This is a genomic window from uncultured Clostridium sp. (assembly GCF_947039605.1).
Lineage (GTDB): Bacteria > Bacillota > Clostridia > Clostridiales > Clostridiaceae > Sarcina.
The window spans coordinates 45,648-64,292 of record NZ_CAMQZG010000014.1; the positions used below are offsets into that span (position 1 = coordinate 45,648).

General features: G+C 30.4%; 23 protein-coding genes. 20 read left to right on the plus strand and 3 right to left on the minus strand.

All coding sequences use genetic code 11. From position 1 onward, the window contains the following. Positions 1 to 75: 75 nt before the first annotated feature. From infA to cwlD, 15 genes are all read left to right on the plus strand, one after another. On the plus strand, positions 76 to 294 hold the full coding sequence (gene infA, locus Q0V24_RS07015) for a translation initiation factor IF-1 (RefSeq protein ID WP_297519839.1): 219 nt from the start codon (positions 76 to 78) through the stop codon (positions 292 to 294). A gap of 12 nt (positions 295 to 306) precedes the next feature. Further along, positions 307 to 420, plus strand: coding sequence for a 50S ribosomal protein L36 (gene rpmJ, locus Q0V24_RS07020; protein ID WP_039312872.1), 114 nt, complete (start codon positions 307 to 309; stop codon positions 418 to 420). A gap of 211 nt (positions 421 to 631) precedes the next feature. Further along, the gene (rpsM, locus tag Q0V24_RS07025) at positions 632 to 1,000 is read left to right on the plus strand and encodes a 30S ribosomal protein S13 (protein ID WP_297519841.1); all 369 of its coding nucleotides are present in this window, start codon (positions 632 to 634) and stop codon (positions 998 to 1,000) included. An 18-nt stretch (positions 1,001 to 1,018) separates the two neighbouring features. Beyond that, positions 1,019 to 1,411, plus strand: a complete 393-nt coding sequence (gene rpsK / locus Q0V24_RS07030) for a 30S ribosomal protein S11 (protein WP_297519843.1) — start codon at positions 1,019 to 1,021, stop codon at positions 1,409 to 1,411. Positions 1,412 to 1,627: 216 nt separating this feature from the next. After that, positions 1,628 to 2,575: a DNA-directed RNA polymerase subunit alpha gene (locus tag Q0V24_RS07035; protein WP_297519845.1), complete on the plus strand. Its 948-nt coding sequence runs from the start codon at positions 1,628 to 1,630 to the stop codon at positions 2,573 to 2,575. Positions 2,576 to 2,593: 18 nt separating this feature from the next. Continuing rightward, entirely contained in the window at positions 2,594 to 2,932 is a 339-nt protein-coding gene (gene rplQ / locus Q0V24_RS07040) for a 50S ribosomal protein L17 (protein WP_297519847.1), read from the plus strand. 411 nt (positions 2,933 to 3,343) lie between these two features. Beyond that, the gene (locus tag Q0V24_RS07045) at positions 3,344 to 4,189 is read left to right on the plus strand and encodes an energy-coupling factor transporter ATPase (RefSeq protein ID WP_297519849.1); all 846 of its coding nucleotides are present in this window, start codon (positions 3,344 to 3,346) and stop codon (positions 4,187 to 4,189) included. Continuing rightward, complete coding sequence (locus tag Q0V24_RS07050) at positions 4,174 to 5,043, plus strand: energy-coupling factor transporter ATPase (RefSeq protein WP_297519851.1); 870 nt, start codon at positions 4,174 to 4,176, stop codon at positions 5,041 to 5,043. The genes Q0V24_RS07045 and Q0V24_RS07050 overlap by 16 nt, the downstream gene beginning before the upstream one ends. Beyond that, positions 5,036 to 5,848, plus strand: a complete 813-nt coding sequence (locus Q0V24_RS07055) for an energy-coupling factor transporter transmembrane protein EcfT (protein WP_297519853.1) — start codon at positions 5,036 to 5,038, stop codon at positions 5,846 to 5,848. The genes Q0V24_RS07050 and Q0V24_RS07055 overlap by 8 nt, the downstream gene beginning before the upstream one ends. A 138-nt stretch (positions 5,849 to 5,986) precedes the next feature. Continuing rightward, entirely contained in the window at positions 5,987 to 6,730 is a 744-nt protein-coding gene (truA, locus tag Q0V24_RS07060) for a tRNA pseudouridine(38-40) synthase TruA (RefSeq protein ID WP_297519855.1), read from the plus strand. Between the two features lie 144 nt (positions 6,731 to 6,874). Continuing rightward, positions 6,875 to 7,309 (plus strand): 50S ribosomal protein L13, encoded by a 435-nt coding sequence (rplM, locus tag Q0V24_RS07065; protein ID WP_297519857.1) that lies wholly within the window; start codon positions 6,875 to 6,877, stop codon positions 7,307 to 7,309. 24 nt (positions 7,310 to 7,333) lie between these two features. Beyond that, complete coding sequence (gene rpsI / locus Q0V24_RS07070) at positions 7,334 to 7,726, plus strand: 30S ribosomal protein S9 (RefSeq protein ID WP_297519859.1); 393 nt, start codon at positions 7,334 to 7,336, stop codon at positions 7,724 to 7,726. 130 nt (positions 7,727 to 7,856) lie between these two features. After that, positions 7,857 to 8,501, plus strand: a complete 645-nt coding sequence (locus Q0V24_RS07075; protein WP_297519870.1) for an HD domain-containing protein — start codon at positions 7,857 to 7,859, stop codon at positions 8,499 to 8,501. A gap of 375 nt (positions 8,502 to 8,876) precedes the next feature. After that, complete coding sequence (locus tag Q0V24_RS07080) at positions 8,877 to 10,493, plus strand: Na/Pi cotransporter family protein (RefSeq protein WP_297519872.1); 1,617 nt, start codon at positions 8,877 to 8,879, stop codon at positions 10,491 to 10,493. Positions 10,494 to 10,599: 106 nt separating this feature from the next. Then, the gene (gene cwlD, locus Q0V24_RS07085; RefSeq protein WP_297519874.1) at positions 10,600 to 11,283 is read left to right on the plus strand and encodes an N-acetylmuramoyl-L-alanine amidase CwlD; all 684 of its coding nucleotides are present in this window, start codon (positions 10,600 to 10,602) and stop codon (positions 11,281 to 11,283) included. A gap of 37 nt (positions 11,284 to 11,320) precedes the next feature. On the opposite strand, the gene Q0V24_RS07090 is transcribed toward cwlD, so the two are convergent. Both Q0V24_RS07090 and Q0V24_RS07095 read right to left on the minus strand, forming a co-directional pair. Continuing rightward, entirely contained in the window at positions 11,321 to 12,007 is a 687-nt protein-coding gene (locus tag Q0V24_RS07090; protein ID WP_297519876.1) for a DUF3048 C-terminal domain-containing protein, read from the minus strand. A gap of 312 nt (positions 12,008 to 12,319) precedes the next feature. Further along, complete coding sequence (locus tag Q0V24_RS07095) at positions 12,320 to 12,655, minus strand: rubredoxin-like domain-containing protein (protein WP_297519878.1); 336 nt, start codon at positions 12,653 to 12,655, stop codon at positions 12,320 to 12,322. A 504-nt stretch (positions 12,656 to 13,159) separates the two neighbouring features. On the opposite strand from Q0V24_RS07095, the gene Q0V24_RS07100 reads away from it, so the two are divergent. Together Q0V24_RS07100 and Q0V24_RS07105 are read left to right on the plus strand one after the other, a co-directional pair. Then, positions 13,160 to 14,002, plus strand: a complete 843-nt coding sequence (locus Q0V24_RS07100) for a fumarate hydratase (protein ID WP_297519880.1) — start codon at positions 13,160 to 13,162, stop codon at positions 14,000 to 14,002. 13 nt (positions 14,003 to 14,015) lie between these two features. After that, positions 14,016 to 14,567, plus strand: a complete 552-nt coding sequence (locus Q0V24_RS07105) for a Fe-S-containing hydro-lyase (RefSeq protein ID WP_297519883.1) — start codon at positions 14,016 to 14,018, stop codon at positions 14,565 to 14,567. 48 nt (positions 14,568 to 14,615) lie between these two features. Here the strand turns inward: Q0V24_RS07105 and Q0V24_RS07110 are convergent, their stop codons facing one another. After that, positions 14,616 to 15,476, minus strand: a complete 861-nt coding sequence (locus Q0V24_RS07110; RefSeq protein WP_297519885.1) for a YitT family protein — start codon at positions 15,474 to 15,476, stop codon at positions 14,616 to 14,618. A gap of 267 nt (positions 15,477 to 15,743) precedes the next feature. On the opposite strand from Q0V24_RS07110, the gene Q0V24_RS07115 reads away from it, so the two are divergent. The 3 genes from Q0V24_RS07115 (at position 15,744) to Q0V24_RS07125 (ending at position 18,630) form a co-directional block, all read left to right on the plus strand. Beyond that, positions 15,744 to 16,439: a response regulator transcription factor gene (locus tag Q0V24_RS07115; protein WP_297519887.1), complete on the plus strand. Its 696-nt coding sequence runs from the start codon at positions 15,744 to 15,746 to the stop codon at positions 16,437 to 16,439. After that, the gene (locus Q0V24_RS07120; protein WP_297519889.1) at positions 16,414 to 18,198 is read left to right on the plus strand and encodes a HAMP domain-containing sensor histidine kinase; all 1,785 of its coding nucleotides are present in this window, start codon (positions 16,414 to 16,416) and stop codon (positions 18,196 to 18,198) included. Before Q0V24_RS07115 ends, Q0V24_RS07120 begins: the two co-directional genes overlap by 26 nt. Before the next feature lie 72 nt (positions 18,199 to 18,270). Then, a complete protein-coding gene (locus Q0V24_RS07125) occupies positions 18,271 to 18,630 on the plus strand; it encodes an arsenate reductase family protein (RefSeq protein ID WP_297519891.1) in 360 nt (119 codons plus the stop codon). The last annotated feature ends 15 nt before the right edge of the window (positions 18,631 to 18,645 follow it).

The following is an 18,645-nucleotide window of genomic DNA, read 5'->3' on the forward strand; positions in this document are numbered from 1 at the left end:
ATTCTTTCACACATATAAATATTTTATAATAAATAATAAAGCTTAAAGGCACTGTCAAGGAGGTTTGATTACCTTATGTCAAAAGAAGATGTAATAGAAATGCAAGGTGAGGTTTTAGAATCTTTACCAAATGCAACTTTTAGAGTTAAATTAGAGAGTGGACAAGAAATAAATGCCCATATCTCAGGAAAATTAAGAATGAACTTTATAAGAATTCTACCAGGTGATAAAGTTACTTTAGAACTTTCACCATATGATTTATCAAGAGGTAGAATTACTTGGAGAGCAAAATAAGGAGGGTTACCGATGAAAGTAAGACCATCAGTTAAGCCTATTTGCGAAAAGTGCAAGGTTATAAGAAGAAAAGGAAGAGTAATGGTAATCTGTGAAAATCCTAAGCACAAGCAAAAGCAAGGCTAATAAATTTTAACCTTAATAATATTTAGTTATATTAGAGAAGTTAATTTTATTGACTTTTTCTAAAAACTCAAATATGATTATATAGGCGTTCTGTTAAGAATTTATATTTAGTAGCTTAGTACTAAATATAGTAGCCTAGAATTTAATTAATATATTTTAGAAAATAAATGATTGAATACAATCAGCATTTCAAAATCAGGAGGTGTAATTAATGGCAAGAATAGCAGGTGTTGACCTACCAAAAGAAAAAAGAGTTGAGATAGGTTTAACTTATATATACGGTGTAGGATTATCAACTTCACAAAAGGTTCTTAAAGAATTAGGAATAGATTGTGATATTAGAGTTAAGGATCTTTCAGAAGAGCAAGTTAACGAGATAAGAACATACGTAAACAATAACTTTACAGTTGAGGGTGACCTTAGAAGAGAAGTTAAATTAAACATTAAAAGACTAATAGAGATAGGATCATACAGAGGTGTTAGACATAGAAGAGGTCTTCCAGTAAGAGGACAAAAAACTAAAACTAACGCTAGAACAAGAAAAGGTCCTAAAAAGACTATGGCTAATAAGAAAAAATAATTAAGGAGGTAAGACGTAATGGCTCAAAAAGTTAAAAAAACTAGAAGAAAAAGAGATAGAAAAAACGTTGAACATGGTGCAGCGCACATACAATCAACATTCAACAACTCAATAGTTACTTTAACTGACGAAAGAGGAAATACATTAGCATGGGCAAGTGCTGGTGGACTTGGATTTAAAGGTTCAAGAAAAAGTACTCCTTTCGCAGCTCAAATGGCAGCAGAACAAGCAGCAGAAGCCGCTAAAGAGCACGGTTTAAAGAGCGTTGAAGTTTATGTAAAAGGACCAGGTGCTGGTAGAGAAGCAGCTATAAGAAGCTTACAAGCAGCTGGATTAGAAGTTACTTTAATTAAAGATGTAACTCCAATTCCTCACAACGGTTGTAGACCACCAAAAAGAAGAAGAGTATAATTTAATTTCTTAATTTATAGAAATGGTTATATAATGTATGCCCTAACTTAAGGGTATGTGTGAAATTTCTTTAGAAAAGATAGGTACTATACAATGAAGGTATAATGATTGAATTATACATGCAAATAGTAATTAATCTTAAAGGAATGACTTTTTAAGATGGATCAGTTGCCCTCAGAATAAGGTTGCCATTTTAATATTAAGGAGGGTTTGCGAATGTTAGAAATCGAAAAGCCAGTTATTCAATGTATAGAGTCAAATGAAGATGGTACATATGGTAAATTTGCCATTGAGCCACTTGAAAGAGGATATGGAACTACTCTTGGGAATGCATTAAGAAGAATATTACTTTCTTCTTTACCAGGTGTTGCTCCAACTTCTGTTAAAATAGACTCAGTTCTTCATGAATTTTCAACAATTAGTGGAGTTAAGGAAGATGTTACTGAAATAATATTAAACCTTAAATTACTTGCACTAACTATGGAAGGTGAAGGACCAAAAACTATCTATATAGATGCAAAAGGACCAGGTGTGGTTACAGGAGCTGATATAACAACAGATGGTGATGTAGAAGTTATCAATAAGGATTTAAAAATTGCTACTTTAGATGAAGATGGTAAATTGTATATGGAGATAACTGTTAATAGAGGTAGAGGTTATGTTACTCAAAACAAGAACAAAACTGAAGAACTTCCATTATCAGCAATAGCTATAGATTCTATATATACTCCTGTAAAGAGAGTTAATTTTTCAATAGAAAATACTAGAGTTGGTCAAATCACAGATTATGATAGACTTACACTTGAAGTATGGACTAATGGAACAATTAAAATAGAAGAAGCAATATCTTTATCAGCAAAGATTCTTATCGAGCACTTTAAACTATTTATGACTTTAACTGATAACACAAATGACGTTGAAATCATGATAGAAAAAGAAGAAGATAAAAAAGAAAAAGCCTTAGAAATGACTATCGAAGAGCTTGATTTATCAGTTAGATCATATAACTGTTTAAAAAGAGCCGGTATCAATACAGTTCAAGAGCTTGCAGCTAAGAGCATGGATGATATGATGAAAGTTAGAAACCTTGGTAAGAAATCACTTGAAGAAGTTGAGAAAAAGCTTATCGAGCTAGGTTTAAATTTAAAAGTTAATGAAGAATAAGAGTTAGGAGGTATAGCAATGGGAACTCGTAAGTTAGGTCGTCCTACTGACCAAAGAAGAGCAATGTTAAGAAACTTAGTAACAAGTTTTTTAAAGCACGGAAAGATTGAAACAACTGTAACTAGAGCAAAAGAAACTAGAAGTATAGCAGAAAAGATGATAACTCTTGGAAAAAGAGGAGATCTTCACGCTAGAAGACAAGTTTTAGCTTTCGTAACAGAAGAAAGTGTTGTTAAAGATTTATTTGATAACATAGCTCCAAAGTACACAGAAAGAAACGGTGGATATACAAGAATGTATAAAATCGGGCCTAGAAGAGGTGACGGAGCAGAAACAGTTATACTTGAATTAGTATAATTTGCTTGTGGGGATTAAGCGTGAGCTTAATCCCCATTTTTATAAAAATGAGATGCTATACAAATAAAATTTCATTAAAAATAGCTATATAATCGCAAAATTATATAATTATAGTGTAGGATTTGTATCTGATGAGATTATAATTATACGGAACGTGATTAAAATTATGTAATTTAAAACTTAATAATAAGTAAGTTATGTCTATTTATAAAATAATACTAATTATAGTTTTATTTTATAAGTAGATATTTTTTTAAAAATTTTTAATAAAAAATACACTTTGTTAAGTTGTTCAATCTTGGAGTTTCAAATATAATAGTAATTAGTTTGGATATTTTTAGAATTAAAAAAATTTAGAAATGAGAGAATATTAATAATATAATTCCAATTATATTATAGGGAGGTGTAGTTATGTCAGATGTTATGGTTAAGGCTGAAAAAATAACTTTTAAATATGAAGGCGATGAAGAGAAACCAACTAAAATAGCTTTGAATTCTGTTTCTATGGAAGTGGTAAAAGGAGAGTTCCTTGTTGTATTAGGACATAATGGGTCTGGAAAATCAACTATTGCAAAGCATATGAATGCATTGCTTTTACCAAGCGAAGGTAAGATGTTTATTGATGGTATGGATACTATTGAGGATAGTCTTTTATGGGATATTAGAAGTAAGGCTGGTATGGTTTTTCAAAATCCAGATAATCAGTTAGTTGCAACTATAGTAGAAGAAGATGTTGCTTTTGGACCAGAGAATTTAGGGGTTGAGCCTGCGGAAATTAGAAGAAGAGTTGATGAGTGTTTAAAGAAAGTTGGAATGTATGATTATAGAAAACATGCACCACATCTTTTGTCAGGGGGACAAAAACAAAGAATAGCAATTGCTGGGATACTTGCAATGATGCCACAGTGTATTATTTTAGATGAACCTACTGCTATGTTAGATCCATTAGGAAGAAAGGAAGTTCTTGAAACTATAAAAGATATTAATAAAAATTTAGGGATTACTATAATTCTTATTACACATTATATGGATGAAGCAGCGAAAGCTGATAGAGTTATCGTTATGGATAAGGGAGAAATAAAACTTGAGGGGAATCCACGAGAAGTATTTTCTAATGTTGTACAAATTAAGGAAATAGGGCTTGATGTACCACAAGTTACAGAGCTTGCTTATGAACTTAAAAAGGAAGGTATCGATATTTCTACTGAGATATTAAATATAGATGAGATGGTGAATGAGTTATGTCAATTAAGATAGAAAATTTAAAACATGTTTATATGCCTAAGAGCCCTTTTGAAAAGATGGCTTTAAATAATATTAATCTAGAGATAAAGGATGAAGAGTTTGTTGCACTTATAGGTCATACTGGATCTGGAAAGTCGACTCTTATTCAACATTTAAATGGTCTTTTAAAAGCAACAGAGGGAAAGATAGTAATTGATGGTATAGATTTAGGTGCTAAAAAGACTAAACTTACTGATATAAGAAAGAAAGTAGGGCTTGTATTTCAGTATCCTGAATATCAGCTTTTTGAGGAAACTATAGAAAAAGATATTGAGTTTGGTCCAAGAAATATGGGATTAGATAATGAAACTATAACTAAGAGAGTTAAGAAGTCTATGGAAATGGTTGGTCTTGATTATGAGGAGTATAAGGATTTATCACCTTTTGACTTATCAGGAGGACAAAAGAGAAGAGTTGCGATAGCAGGTGTAGTTGCTATGCAACCACAAATTCTTATCTTAGATGAACCTACAGCAGGTTTAGATCCTAAGGGAAGAGATGATATTCTAGCTCAGATAAAAATATTACATCAAGAGTATAAGATGACGATAATTTTAGTTAGTCATAGTATGGAAGATGTAGCAAAAATAGCAACTAGAGTTATTGTTATGAATAATGGTGGGGTTGAGCTTGATGGAACTGTTAGTGAAGTTTTTAAAGAAATAGATATTCTGGAAAAAATTGGTTTAGGAGTACCGCAGGTAACATATCTTATTAGAGAGCTTAGAAAAAAAGGTTTTGATATATCAGATGATATATTTACTATTGAAGAGGCTAAAAAAGAACTTTTAAAGTTATTAAAGAATAAGGGGGGATTAGATGCTTAAGGATATTACAATAGGTCAATATATACCTGGAGATTCTTTTGTGCATAAGTTAGACCCTAGAACAAAGATTATACTTACAATCCTTTATGTAATAAACTTATTTTTAGTAGGTAAATTATATGGGTATGGATTTTCAATTTTATTCTTGATACTTGCAATAGTTATATCAAGAGTTCCGTTTGGTTTTATCTATAAGGGATTAAAGCCTATATTTATATTGATAATTATAACTTCGATATTTAATATTTTTATGATTAAGGGAACACCAGAAACTTTAATCTGGAAGTGGAAGTTCTTTGAGATATATCAAGATGGTATTATAATGGCTGTTAAGATGGTTTTAAGGTTAATACTTCTTATTATGGGGACATCAATTTTAACTCTTACAACATCACCTATAGAGCTTACGGATGGGATTGAAAATTTACTTAATCCACTTAAGAAGATTAAGTTCCCAGCACATGAACTTGCTATGATGATGACAATTGCGTTAAGATTTATACCTACACTTATTGATGAAACAGATAAGATTATGAAAGCTCAAAAGGCTAGAGGTGCTGATTTTGAATCAGGAAATATAATGCAAAAAGCAAAGAGTTTAATACCACTTTTAGTACCGTTATTTATTAGCTCATTTAGAAGAGCTGATGAACTTGCTATGGCAATGGAAGCAAGATGCTATAGAGGTGGAGAGGGTAGAACAAGAATGAAGAAGTTAAAATATACTGCAAGAGACGGAGTTGCTTATGCAGGAATAGTTGTTTTAATAGGTTGTACTGTTTTACTTAGAGTAGGAATTATATAAAGTTAAAGCTTTGATAACTTAAATTATAAGTTATCAAAGCTTTTTTTATTTGTTTAAGTTTGATAAATTTATTATAATTTTAAGAGTTAGTAAATTATAAATTTTGAAATAGATAATTTAAGAGATAGGGAGATAAAAATGAGAAATATAAAACTTAAATTAGAGTATGATGGTACTGATTTCTTTGGGTGGCAAGCACAAAAAGAAGGAAGAACTATTCAGCAAACTTTAGAAAAGGCTATAGAGAAGTTAACTGGAGAGAAAAATATTGAGGTTTTTGGGAGTAGTAGAACTGATTCTGGTGTACATGCAAAGGCGTATATAGGTAATTTTCATACAGCATCAAGTATACCAGCAGAAAGATTTAAAGAGGCTATAAATACAAAATTGCCAAGTGATATAGTAGTTTTAGAGTCAGAAGAGATGGAAAATGGTTTTCATTCAAGGTATATGTCAACAGGTAAGACCTACTGTTATACTATTTTGAATAGACGAGAAGCGCCTGTGATAGGAAGAAATTATGTTTATAGTTATATGGGGCCTTTAGATATAAATGCTATGAAAGAGGCTTGTGTTCCTTTTATAGGTAGGCATGACTTTGAAGCTTTTAAAAGTCAAGGGAGTTCAGTTCAAACATCAGTTAGAACTATTACGGATTTACATATAGAGACAGAAAGAGATTTAATTAAAATTTATATATCAGCTGATGGATTTTTATATAATATGGTGAGGATAATTGCAGGAACTTTATTAAGAGTTGGAGCTAGGAAGATAAAATCAGAAGAAATACTAGAAATAATACTTTCAAAGGATAGAACAAGAGCGGGGAAATGTGCACCAGCTAGGGGCTTATGCTTAGAGGAAGTTTTTTTTGGAAATTAAAGAAAAAAGTTGACACACCCGTATGCGTGTATTATAATGGTATTTGTTTGTAAGAGAAGATTGTGTATAAGACAAAGGTCTTGACATACATAGAACTAATAAATTAAATGAAAAATATTTGAGAATTCTAAGGAGGGAAAAATCATGAAATCATACATTGCTAACGCACAAACTGTTGAAAGATCATGGTACGTAGTTGATGCTGCTGGAAAGCCACTAGGAAGAGTTGCTAGCCAAGTTGCTTCAATATTAAGAGGAAAACATAAACCTACATTCACACCTAACTGTGACTGTGGAGATTTCGTTATTGTTATAAACTCAGAGAAGGTAGTTTTAACAGGTAAGAAATTAGACCAAAAAATGATGAGAAAACACAGCTTATATCCAGGTGGATTAAAAGAGACACCTTATAGAGTTGTTTTAGAGAAAAAACCTGAATTTGCTTTCGAAGAAGCTGTAAGAAGAATGTTACCTACAGGTGTTCTTGGAAGAAAAATGTTCAGAAAACTTAACGTTGTTAAAGGTTCAGAGCACGGATTCGCAGCACAAAAACCAGAAGTACTTGAATTAAAGTACTAATTTAAAAATAAGGAGGGAATTCAAATGGCAAAGGTTCAATACATGGGAACTGGTAGAAGAAAATCATCAGTTGCAAGAGTAAGATTAGTACCTGGAGAAGGTAATGTAATAATAAATAAAAGAGATATCCAAACATACTTTGGATTAGAAACTTTAAGAATGATCGTTAACCAACCATTAGTTTTAACAGAAACTAAAGACAAATATGACGTTTTAGTTAATGTTCACGGTGGAGGAACAACAGGTCAAGCTGGAGCTATCAGACACGGTGTTTCAAGAGCTTTATTAAAAGCAGACGAAACATTAAGAGCTGAATTAAAGAAAGCTGGATTCTTAACAAGAGACTCAAGAATGGTTGAGAGAAAGAAATACGGTAAGAAAAAAGCTAGAAGATCATCACAATTCTCAAAAAGATAATCTTCTTCTTATGGAGAGAGGTATATACCTCTCTTTTTTTTATGCAATTTTATATTTTGAGTTTAGTCTTTGATTTAAAGAGCATTTAAATTATAATAAAGATATATATAAATTATAGGAGGGATATTTAGTGAATAAAGATTTAGTAATAGAAAATACTATTGAGTTTGTACGAGATAAGTTTTGTGATGAAGGGTCAGGACATGATTGGTTTCATATAGAAAGGGTTTATAACAATGCATGTTACATAGCAAAAAAGGAAGAGGCAGATGAATATATAGTAAAGCTTACTGCACTTTTACATGATGTAGACGATTGGAAATTCTCTGATGATAATAAAACAAGTACAACTACAGTAGAGAAATTTTTAAAAGAGCAAAGCGTAGATATTTTGGATATCAAAAAAATAACTACTATAATTAAAACTATGTCATTTAAGGGCGGCGTTGTAGATTCAACTCAAAATACTATTGAGGGAATGATTGTACAAGATGCTGATAGATTAGATGCTATAGGTGCTATTGGAATTGCTAGAACATTTACTTATGGGGGATATAAAGGGAATTTAATGTATGACCCTAATATAAAACCACAAGAGTTTAAAAATTTAGATGAAGTTAAGAAGAAAAATACAACAGTTAATCATTTTTATGAGAAGTTGCTTAAGTTAAAAGATTTAATGAATACAAAAACAGGTGTAGAATTAGCAAAAGAAAGACATGAATATATGGAAAGTTTTCTTCAAGTTTTTTATAAAGAATGGAATATGGAGTAATTTATTAAGAATAAATTTGAAAAATAAACTTTGAGAATAGGATTTTCATGAATATGTTAATTAAAATAGAGGGTTCTAACTGGTAATGTTAAGAAATGTTAAGAAAGTATAAATAGAAAAGCAGGGTTTGATTGAAAAACCCTGCTTTTTGCATGTTAAAATAGTCAAATATAGGGCGATTTTCATTAAAAATTAAAAAAAATAAAGAGTTTTTAAAATTAAAAGGGAATAAATGGGTCCTGTATTAAGTTTAGGTTAAGTTAGCTTCAAACCACTTAACAAGGGGGTATATATAGGGTAAACTTTTAATTATAAGAAGGAAATAATATTAAAATTTATAGAGATAAAATTAATTAGTGAAGGGGAGATATAATCTTGAAGGATGCATTTTTTACTGCAATTGAGTTATTAGGAGGTTTAGGACTTTTCTTATATGGTATGAAAATCATGGGAGAGGGCCTAGAAAATTCAGCAGGGGACAAGCTGAAAGGAATCTTAGAAAAAATAACAAAGAATAGATTTATAGGTGTTCTTGTAGGAGCTGCAGTTACTGCAATTGTTCAAAGTTCATCAGCAACAACGGTAATGGTTGTTGGCTTTGTTAACGCAGGTCTTATGAACTTAATCCAGGCAGCTGGAGTTATCATGGGAGCAAATATAGGTACAACTATTACAGCTCAACTTGTAGCATTTAAGCTTACAGATTATGCACCACTATTTATAGCGGTAGGAGCTATAATAGTAATAGCTGCTAAGGCTAAAAAAAGAAAAGAACTTGGAAATATTATTTTAGGATTTGGACTTTTATTTATGGGGATGGCGGCAATGAGTTCAGCAATGAAACCACTTGCTAGTTCACCAGTATTTAAGCAATTAGTACTTTCAATTGGAGATAATACTTTAATAGGAATAATAGTTGGGCTTGGAATGACAGCAGTTCTTCAAAGTTCATCAGCTACAACAGGAATTTTAATATCACTTGCTACAGCAGGTGCTATCAATATAGAAGCAGCACTTCCAATTTTATTTGGGTGTAATATAGGAACATGTGTAACTGCATTACTTGCTTGCATAGGTACAACTATTACAGCTAAGAAGGCAGCTATAATTCATTTATTATTCAATGTAATTGGGACGCTTATATTTATACCATTCATTGGTATGCTTGGAGATTTAGTTCAATATTTAAGCCCAGGTGAAGTTGCAAGACAGGTCGCCAATGCACATACAGTCTTTAATATTGCAGCAACTGTAATTATCTTCCCATTTATGGGTCTAATTATTACATTTGTTAATAAGATGATTAAGGGTGAGGATGATATAGAAAAAGTAGGACCTAAGTTTATAGATGATAAGATTCTTGAGACACCTGTAATTGCGGCAGGACAAGTTATTAAGGAGACTATCAGAATGGCTAATAAGGCTAAAAAGAATTTAGAGCTTAGTAAGAAAGCTTTTGATACTAAAGATGAAAAGCTTGTTAAAAAGGTTTATGAGAATGAAGAGATAATTAATGTATTAGAAGAGGCTATAACAAGATATTTAGTTAAATTATCTAAGCGTGATTTATCAAATAAAGAGAGAAATATAGTAGCAGCAACATTCCACATAGTTACAGATATTGAGAGAATTGGTGACCATGCAGAGAATGTAGCAGATTTAGCATTACAAAGAAGCATAAAGAACTTAAATTATTCACCAGAAGCATTAAAAGAACTTGATATAATATATGGAGATACAATTGCAGCACTTGATGCTTCAATAATAGCTTATGAAGAGAGAAATATTCAAAAAGCAGAGTCTGTATATAGTATAGAAAATAGAATTGATGCCCAACAAAAAGAGTATAGAAATAATCATATTGCAAGACTTAACGAGGGTAAGTGTAGTGCATATGAAGGAGCTATATTCATGGATCTTTTAAGTAACTTTGAGAGAATTGGAGATCATGCTACTAATATAGCTGATAGTGTAATTCAAAATACTAAATAGTAATTTACAGGGGTAGCAAAAGCTGCTCCTGTTTTTTTGTTAAATAATGTGTAGATGAAGAGGTAATACTAATATAGAAATTTAAATTTACTTAGGAGGAAAAGAAATGAAAAGATTACTGACATTTTTATCAGGAATTATTATAAGTTTATGTTTTATTAGTAGTATTGCTTTTGCAAGTACAGAAAAAATTATATTAATAGACCCAGGGCATGGTGGAGTTGATGGTGGTGCAGTGTCTAAGAATGGAACTATTGAGAAGGGAATAAATTTAGACATAAGTCTTAAATTAAAAGAATTATTAGAGGGTTCAGGATATAAGGTTTATATGACTAGAGATTCTGATGCGGGACTTTATACTGAGGGCAAGAGTATAAAGGAGAAGAAGAGAGAAGATCTTGCAAAGAGGGTTAAATTAAAGAAAAGTACAGGGGCAGAAGTTTTTATTAGTATACATCAAAATATGTTCCCAGAAGCGAAGTATAGTGGGACACAAGTTTGGTATTCTCCAGAGAGTTCTGATAGTAAGCAGTTTGCTAGTATAATACAAAACTTTGCAAAAGAAAAATTAAGTCAAAATACAAAGAGAGAGCCAAAGGATGCTAAAACTCAGTTTAGAGTTTTAAGAAGTAGTCCAAATTGTGCGGCTGTAATTGTAGAGTGTGGTTTTTTATCAAATCCACAGGAATGTGAATTGCTTGAGAGTAAAGAGTATCAAGAAAAGTTTGCCTTCATGTTAAAGGAATCAATTGATGAATATTACAATTATAAGGTAAGAATACAAGGGTAAAAAAACTCACAATATGCAGGTCATATTGTGAGTTTTTTTAGTTATATATAAGTTTATCTTTATCGGACAATTTAAGTGGTATCCAAATAGTATTGCCTTTATTTAAAGTTAAAGGACCGTGAGTGTCTTTACACATAAATAAGGAGTTTTTCCAAACAACTTCTTTTGAAGAACCATTAGTAAATAAAATCCCTTCACCAAAAGTTTTATCTTTTTCATCTATAAATTGTATAAGGATATTTGAGAATGTTAATCCATGTCCTGTATCAACATGTTCAGCTTGTTGTGAAATAGAATTTATATATTTATATTGTCCTGCTGTGTAGATAAAGCTTGTTGCAGTTTCTTCACTATATTCTAGAAAAACATCAGATGTTGAACTTTCAAAATTATAGTGATTATCAGAGCTATAGTTTATGAATGAAAGGTTAGGGAAATCAACTATATCATCACTTCCAAGATAATTTATTGTAGGGTGACTGCCTATATCCTGAATACTAGATGCTGTATATTTTAATAAATCAGTTTTTTTATCATATATTTCAAAGACAATTTCATTATCGTAAATTCTATAAAGTTCAAAAATATTAGAATCATTATATTTTACGTTATAAATTATATCCATATGAGTAGCAGTTGTTATAGATTTTCCTGATAAAGGAGAAACCTCAATGCTATTTTTAGGTGGATAAGGTTTTTCTATTAGACCTTTAGTTATCAACATTAGATATATAGATAATATTGCTAGGATAAAAAATATTAGATATTTTATAAAACTAAAAATGCTAAAATTAAATTTTTTCATTTAGACTCCTTTCGTATAGTATTACATAATTAGTATATTTAGAGTTTGAATTATTTATACTAGAAGGTTTTGATTTAATAATTTGATAGAAGTATAATTGAAAATAGAGAATAAAAAAACACGCTCATTCAATTAAGAAAAGCGTGTTCTTTTTAATTTATATTTTATATATTCAACAGAAGTTTTAAAATATAGGGATATTAAATCTTTTGTTGAACAAAAAAAATCATCTTACCATTTAGATCCTAACATATGTTTTTCAACTTCTGCTTTTGATCTTTGCTTGATTACCCATGCTTCATTAAGAGCTTTTTGGAATAATGCAAGACAACCAGGGTCTAAGTTATCTTCTATACCAGCTGTACTAACTTTTATCATTTGGTCAGCTAGGTTAATCATTTCTGCATGAAGTGAGTTTGTTTTATCTGCACGATAAATTTTAGCAACTACTTCTTCGCTTAATTTCTCGAATTTATCAGCCCCAAAACCACATTTTGGACATTTTTCTGGAGAATTTTCACCTTCAGAGATAAATCCACAAACACTACATTTAAATAAATTTTTCATTTGTTTCACCTCCATATAAATTGCTTTTTTAAGCTTTAAGCAATTATAGCACATATGTTTAATTACTATATTTATCCAAAATGATTTTGCGTTAAGAGAATAAGAAATTTATATGATTTTAATTAAAAAAAAGCCTATATATTAATAAATATTGTTGTAATAATAACTGTAGTTCGCAAAAGTGTGAAATTAAATTGTTGGAAATTGATTGCGAAATTAAAGTATGTTAAACTTTGGGTGTGAAAAATTAAAAAAGAGGGTTCTAACGGTGAAGACTAATGATAAAAGGAATATTAGATATAATAGAAATATTTGTTTGTTTGAAGATATATATGGGAATGTAGAAGGGATTGTATATCCACCAAAAGAAGGTATAAATACATATTAAGAAATCAAAGGTAGAATCTAGATGGTTCTGCCTTTTTATTATTAACATTATATGGAAAGTAATATATAATTAGAGATAGAAATTAGAAAAATGAGATAAATTTTAGGGGGCAGATTATGAGAGAAATAAATGTTGGGAGAGTTAAAGACGAGGTTAAAAGACTTGCGATAGAAGCGGCTTATTATCTTCCAAATGATATAAAGTATGCTTTAAAAGATGCAAGAGAAAAAGAAAGTTTTGCTTTAGCTAAAGATATTTTAGTTAAGATAGAAGAAAATTATATAATTGCAGAAACTGAAATGAAACCATTATGTCAAGATACAGGGATGGCTTGTATTTTTATAGAAATAGGTCAAGATGTAAGGCTTGTAGGTGGTAATTTAGAGAGTGCAATTAATAGTGGGATAGTGGAGGCTTATGAAGAGGGGTTTCTTAGAAAATCTGTGGTTAAGGACCCTATTAGAAGAATCAACACAAAGGATAATTCACCTGCAATTATAGATTATAAAATAGTTGATGGTGATAGGGTAAAGGTAGTTTTTGCAGCTAAGGGGTTTGGTTCTGAGAATATGAGCAGACTTAAAATGCTTAAGCCTTCTGATGGAATTAGAGGAGTAAAAGAGTTTATTTTAGAAACTATAGAACTTGCTAGTGGAAATCCATGCCCTCCAATAGTGGTTGGGGTTGGGATAGGTGGAAACTTTGATAGAGTTGCAAAACTTGCAAAACAGGCTTTGATTAGAGATATAGATATTAGAAATAATGATGAGTTTTATGCAGACCTTGAAGTTGAGATGTTAGAGAAGATTAATAGTCTTGGTATAGGACCACAAGGATTTGGTGGCAAGACTACGGCTATAGCAGTTAATGTAGAAACTTTTCCAACTCATATAGCAGGGCTTCCTGTTGCTGTAAATATAAATTGCCATTCAACTAGACATAAAGAGGTTATTATATAGGAGGGTGAAATAAATGAGAGTTATAGAGTTACCTTTAAATGATGAAAAGGTTAAAGAGTTAAAAGTAGGAGATAGTGTGCTTTTAACTGGAATTATATATACAGCTAGAGATGCAGCACATAAAAGGCTTGTAGAAGCATTAGAACAAGGCAAGAAGCTTCCTTTTGATATAAAGGGACAAACTGTATACTATGTGGGACCAACCCCTGAGAAAGAAGGAGAGGCTATCGGGTCAGCAGGACCAACAACAAGTTATAGGATGGATAGTTATGCACCAACTCTTTTAGAACTTGGTCAAAAAGGAATGATAGGTAAAGGAATAAGGGGGGGAAAGGTTATTGATAGCATGATTAAAAATAATGCAGTATATTTTGGTGCTATTGGTGGTGCTGGTGCTTTAATAAGTAAGTGTATTATAAAATCAGAAATAATAGCATATGAAGATTTAGGGGCAGAAGCTATAAGGAAATTAGAAGTGAAAGATTTTCCGGTTATAGTTGCGATTGATAGTGAGGGAAATGACTTATATAAATTAGGAAGAAAAATGTACTTAGAAAGTATATGAATATAAAAAAGGATGTCCATTTTTATAATAAAATGGGCACCCTTTTGGTTATATCATACTTTCAAATCCTCGACCTTTAACTTCGTTAACATCTATTATTGTAATAAATGCTCTTGGGTCAATTTTAAGGATTGTACTTTTAAGTTCAATCATTTGTCTAGTTGTAACAAGACAATAAAGCATTTTACCATGCTTTTTTGTATATTCGCCATTTGCTTCAAGAGAAGTAACACCTCTGTTCATTTGAATTATTATGTGGTCTATAACTTCTTCTTCTTTTTCTGTAAGTATAAGTAGTAATTTTTTAGCGTTAACACCATTAATGACTTTATCTATGACTATTCCTTGAGTAAACATACTAATAAGAGTATATAGACCTATTGATAAACCAAAGAAATATGATGCTACAGATACAATAATTAGGTTTAAAAAAAGACCGACTTTACCTATATTAAGATTTGAATACTTTTTCTTTATAGACATAGTTATTATGTCAGTTCCACCAGTTGATGCACTTCGTGAGAATACTAATCCATATCCTATACCACAAAGAACACCCCCGTAAATACAAAGTACTAAAGGATCGCTAATATTAAGGTTAATATGTATGTCAGATGTTAGCATAAGTGACCCTGATAAAGAAAATGTTCCTATAATAGAATAAAGAGTGAATCGTTTATCAAGTTTAAAGTAACTTAAAATAAATAAAGGTATGTTAATTAAAAGAACTATGATACCGGCATTTATTCCAAATAAATATTGAAATATAAGACCTATACCAGTAGCGCCCCCACTAAGAAGTTTAGCATCAATTAAGAATAAGTTTACTCCAAGAGATGCAATGCAACATCCTAGTATTATGACAATAATGTCAATTGTAGTAGTTTTGCTTTTACTCAGATTAATCATAATAAAAAATCTCCTATGTATATAATCATTAACATTATATCGAATTTTATACAATAAGCTATTCTCATAAATCAATAGATTTCCACATAATAGGATAAATTAGGGTTTTATCACCTTAAAACTCACGAATACTTAAAATTAATATGATTTCCTATAGGAATTAATTTAAATTTAATAAATAGTTAATTTAAATATGTTAATATTTTGAATAAGAGCGTAGATAAAATAATTTAGATAAAGGATGTTTTAGTGATGAGGGGGAGAAATATGGAACAATACACAATACTTGTAGCAGATGATGAAAAAGAAATCAGGGATGCTATAGATATATATTTAAGAAGTGAGGGATTTAAAGTTATAAAGGCAAAAGATGGTGTTGAAGCTATTGAAAAGCTAGAAACAGAGCCGGTTCATTTAGTTATATTAGATGTTATGATGCCAAGAATGGATGGAATAAATGCTTGTATGAAAATTAGAGAAGAGAAAAATATACCTATAATTATGGTATCAGCAAAGTCAGAGGACAGAGATAAAATTCTTGGTTTAAATATTGGTGCAGATGATTATGTGATAAAACCATTCAATCATTTAGAACTTGTTGCAAGAGTGAAATCTCAACTTAGAAGATATGATAAACCACTTGATGTGGACACTTCTTCACAAAAAATTAAAATTAAAGATTTAATAATTGATACAGTTAATAAAAGTGTTGTACTAAGAGATGAAGAAATTAGGCTTACTGCAACGGAATATAAGATATTAGTTTTACTTGCTTCAAATACAGGGAGGATTTTCTCTATAAAAGAAATATATGAGAAAGTTTGGAAAGAGGTATTTTATAAAAGTGAAAATACAGTAACTGTTCATATTAGAAGAATGAGAGAAAAAATAGAGGTGAATTCCAAGAACCCAGAATATATAAAGGTGGTGTGGGGAATTGGGTACAAAATGGACAGAGAGTAAGGGCTTAATTTCCATTGTAACTGGGTGGTTTAAAAATTATAACTTGCCACTTAGGTCAACTGAGAATTTTATAATGTTGATCTTTATGCTAAGTATACCTACAATGCTTAGTGTATTAACATTAGGGCAAGAGATTCATAATCATTATGTTCCTTATAGTTACGCTATAAGTAATGAAGATAAATATATGGAAGAAAGACTTCAAGCGCAGGCAAATGAAATTTCAGGACAAGTATATAAAAAAATACCTTACTTAGAAAAGTTAAGAGATGAAAAGATATATGATGAAACTAAAGTTGCTATGGAGGATATTCAGGGAGTACAGGAAATTGGTGTTGTAGTTTTTGACACTAAAACTAAAACTGCATACTCAAATAGAAGTTGGTTTTATGATATGCCCTATGATACATTCCATAGTTCTAAAGAGATAATTGATGCATTAGAATCAGAACAAAAAGTTTTAGCTAGGCAATTTAAAGTGCGTGGAAGTAATGGATTTGAAGAAATTTATTTTTCAACAAAAGAAGTATTTGAAAGTGAGATAACATCTATAAAGATAATTTTCACTATAAGTGCAATAGCACTTGGAATAGTAGCTTTGATTTTATTAAAGAAATTTTTGATGATTAGAGATTTAGGTATGAAGTTATATAGAGATAGCCTTAGATGGGGTTATATGTATAAGCTTAGAAATGCATTTGAAACTCTACTTAAAAGAAATATTATGTTTAATGAAGTATTTAATGATAAAGCTGTTTGGATAATTGTTTCTTTTGTAGTTCTTGCTATAGCGAGTATATCAGCAGTAGAAGGGATTGCACTTGATAAAATGTTTGAATACTCAGGTGAGTTGAAAAAAATAATAATTATTACTGCACCAATAATATTAGTAGTTCATTTCTTAGTTAAAATATTATATAGATATGAAGCTATAGAATTTGTAACAGAAAATCTTAAATCAATAGAGAGAGGTAATTTTGATATTGAGGTAAGATATGATGATGACCCACAAATTAGAAAGCTCAGTAAGGGGATAAATGATATAAGAATAGGATATAAAACGGCAATTGAAGAAGGACTTACTTCTGAAAAGATGAAAACTGAGCTTATATCAAATGTGTCACATGATTTAAAAACTCCACTTACTTCTATAATAAACTATGTGAATATTATTCAAAGAGATGATATTACAAAGAGTGAGAGAGAAGAGTATGTTGATATTCTTGAACGAAAATCAATAAGACTTAAAGAACTTATTGAGGATTTATTTGAAGTTTCAAAGATGAATTCAGGTAAGATAAATTTAGAAAAATATGATATAGATATAGTACAACTTTTACATCAAAGTATAGCAGAACTTGAAGATTTTAATGAGCATAAAAATATGGAATTTAAAATTAAGGGTATAGAGGAGCTAGATGTTCATCTTGATGGAATGAGAATGGCAAGAGTATTCCAAAATCTTGGTACTAATGCATTAAAGTACGGTCTTGATAATACAAGGGTATATATTAATGTTCAGGATAAGGGAGATGATGTTGAAATATCATTTAAAAATATATCTGAGTATGAGTTGGATTTTGATGCTAAGGATATTGTTGAAAGGTTCTATAGAGGAGATAAATCAAGAAATTCAAATGTTGAAGGTTCTGGACTTGGACTTGCTATAACAAAGAGTATAGTTGAGCTTCATGAGGGGAAATTCAGAGTTGAATGTGAAGGTGATTTATTCAAAGCATATATTTCTATTCCTAAGTAGTGGTTAAATATCTTGAATGTGGAAATAATATATTCTATAATAATAATTATTAATACAGGAAGAGGTGTTTTTATGAAAACTTTATTTTTAGAGTATCCAAAATGTAGTACTTGTAAGAAAGCTAAAAAATGGCTTGAAGAAAATAATATAGATTTTGAAGATAGACATATTGTAGAGAATAATCCAACAAAAGAAGAGCTTAAGGCCTTCTTTGATAAAAGTGGATTAACAATAAATAAATTTTTTAATTCATCAGGAATTAAGTATAGAGAAATGGGGCTTAAGGATGTTGTTAAAACAGGATCAGAAGATGAGCTTTTAGAAATTTTAGGAACTGATGGGATGTTAGTTAAAAGACCATTAATTGTTTTAGATAATACAGTTCTTGTAGGATTTAAAGAAGAAAAATGGAAAGAAGCTTTTAATAAATAAGATGTAGAGCTAAGT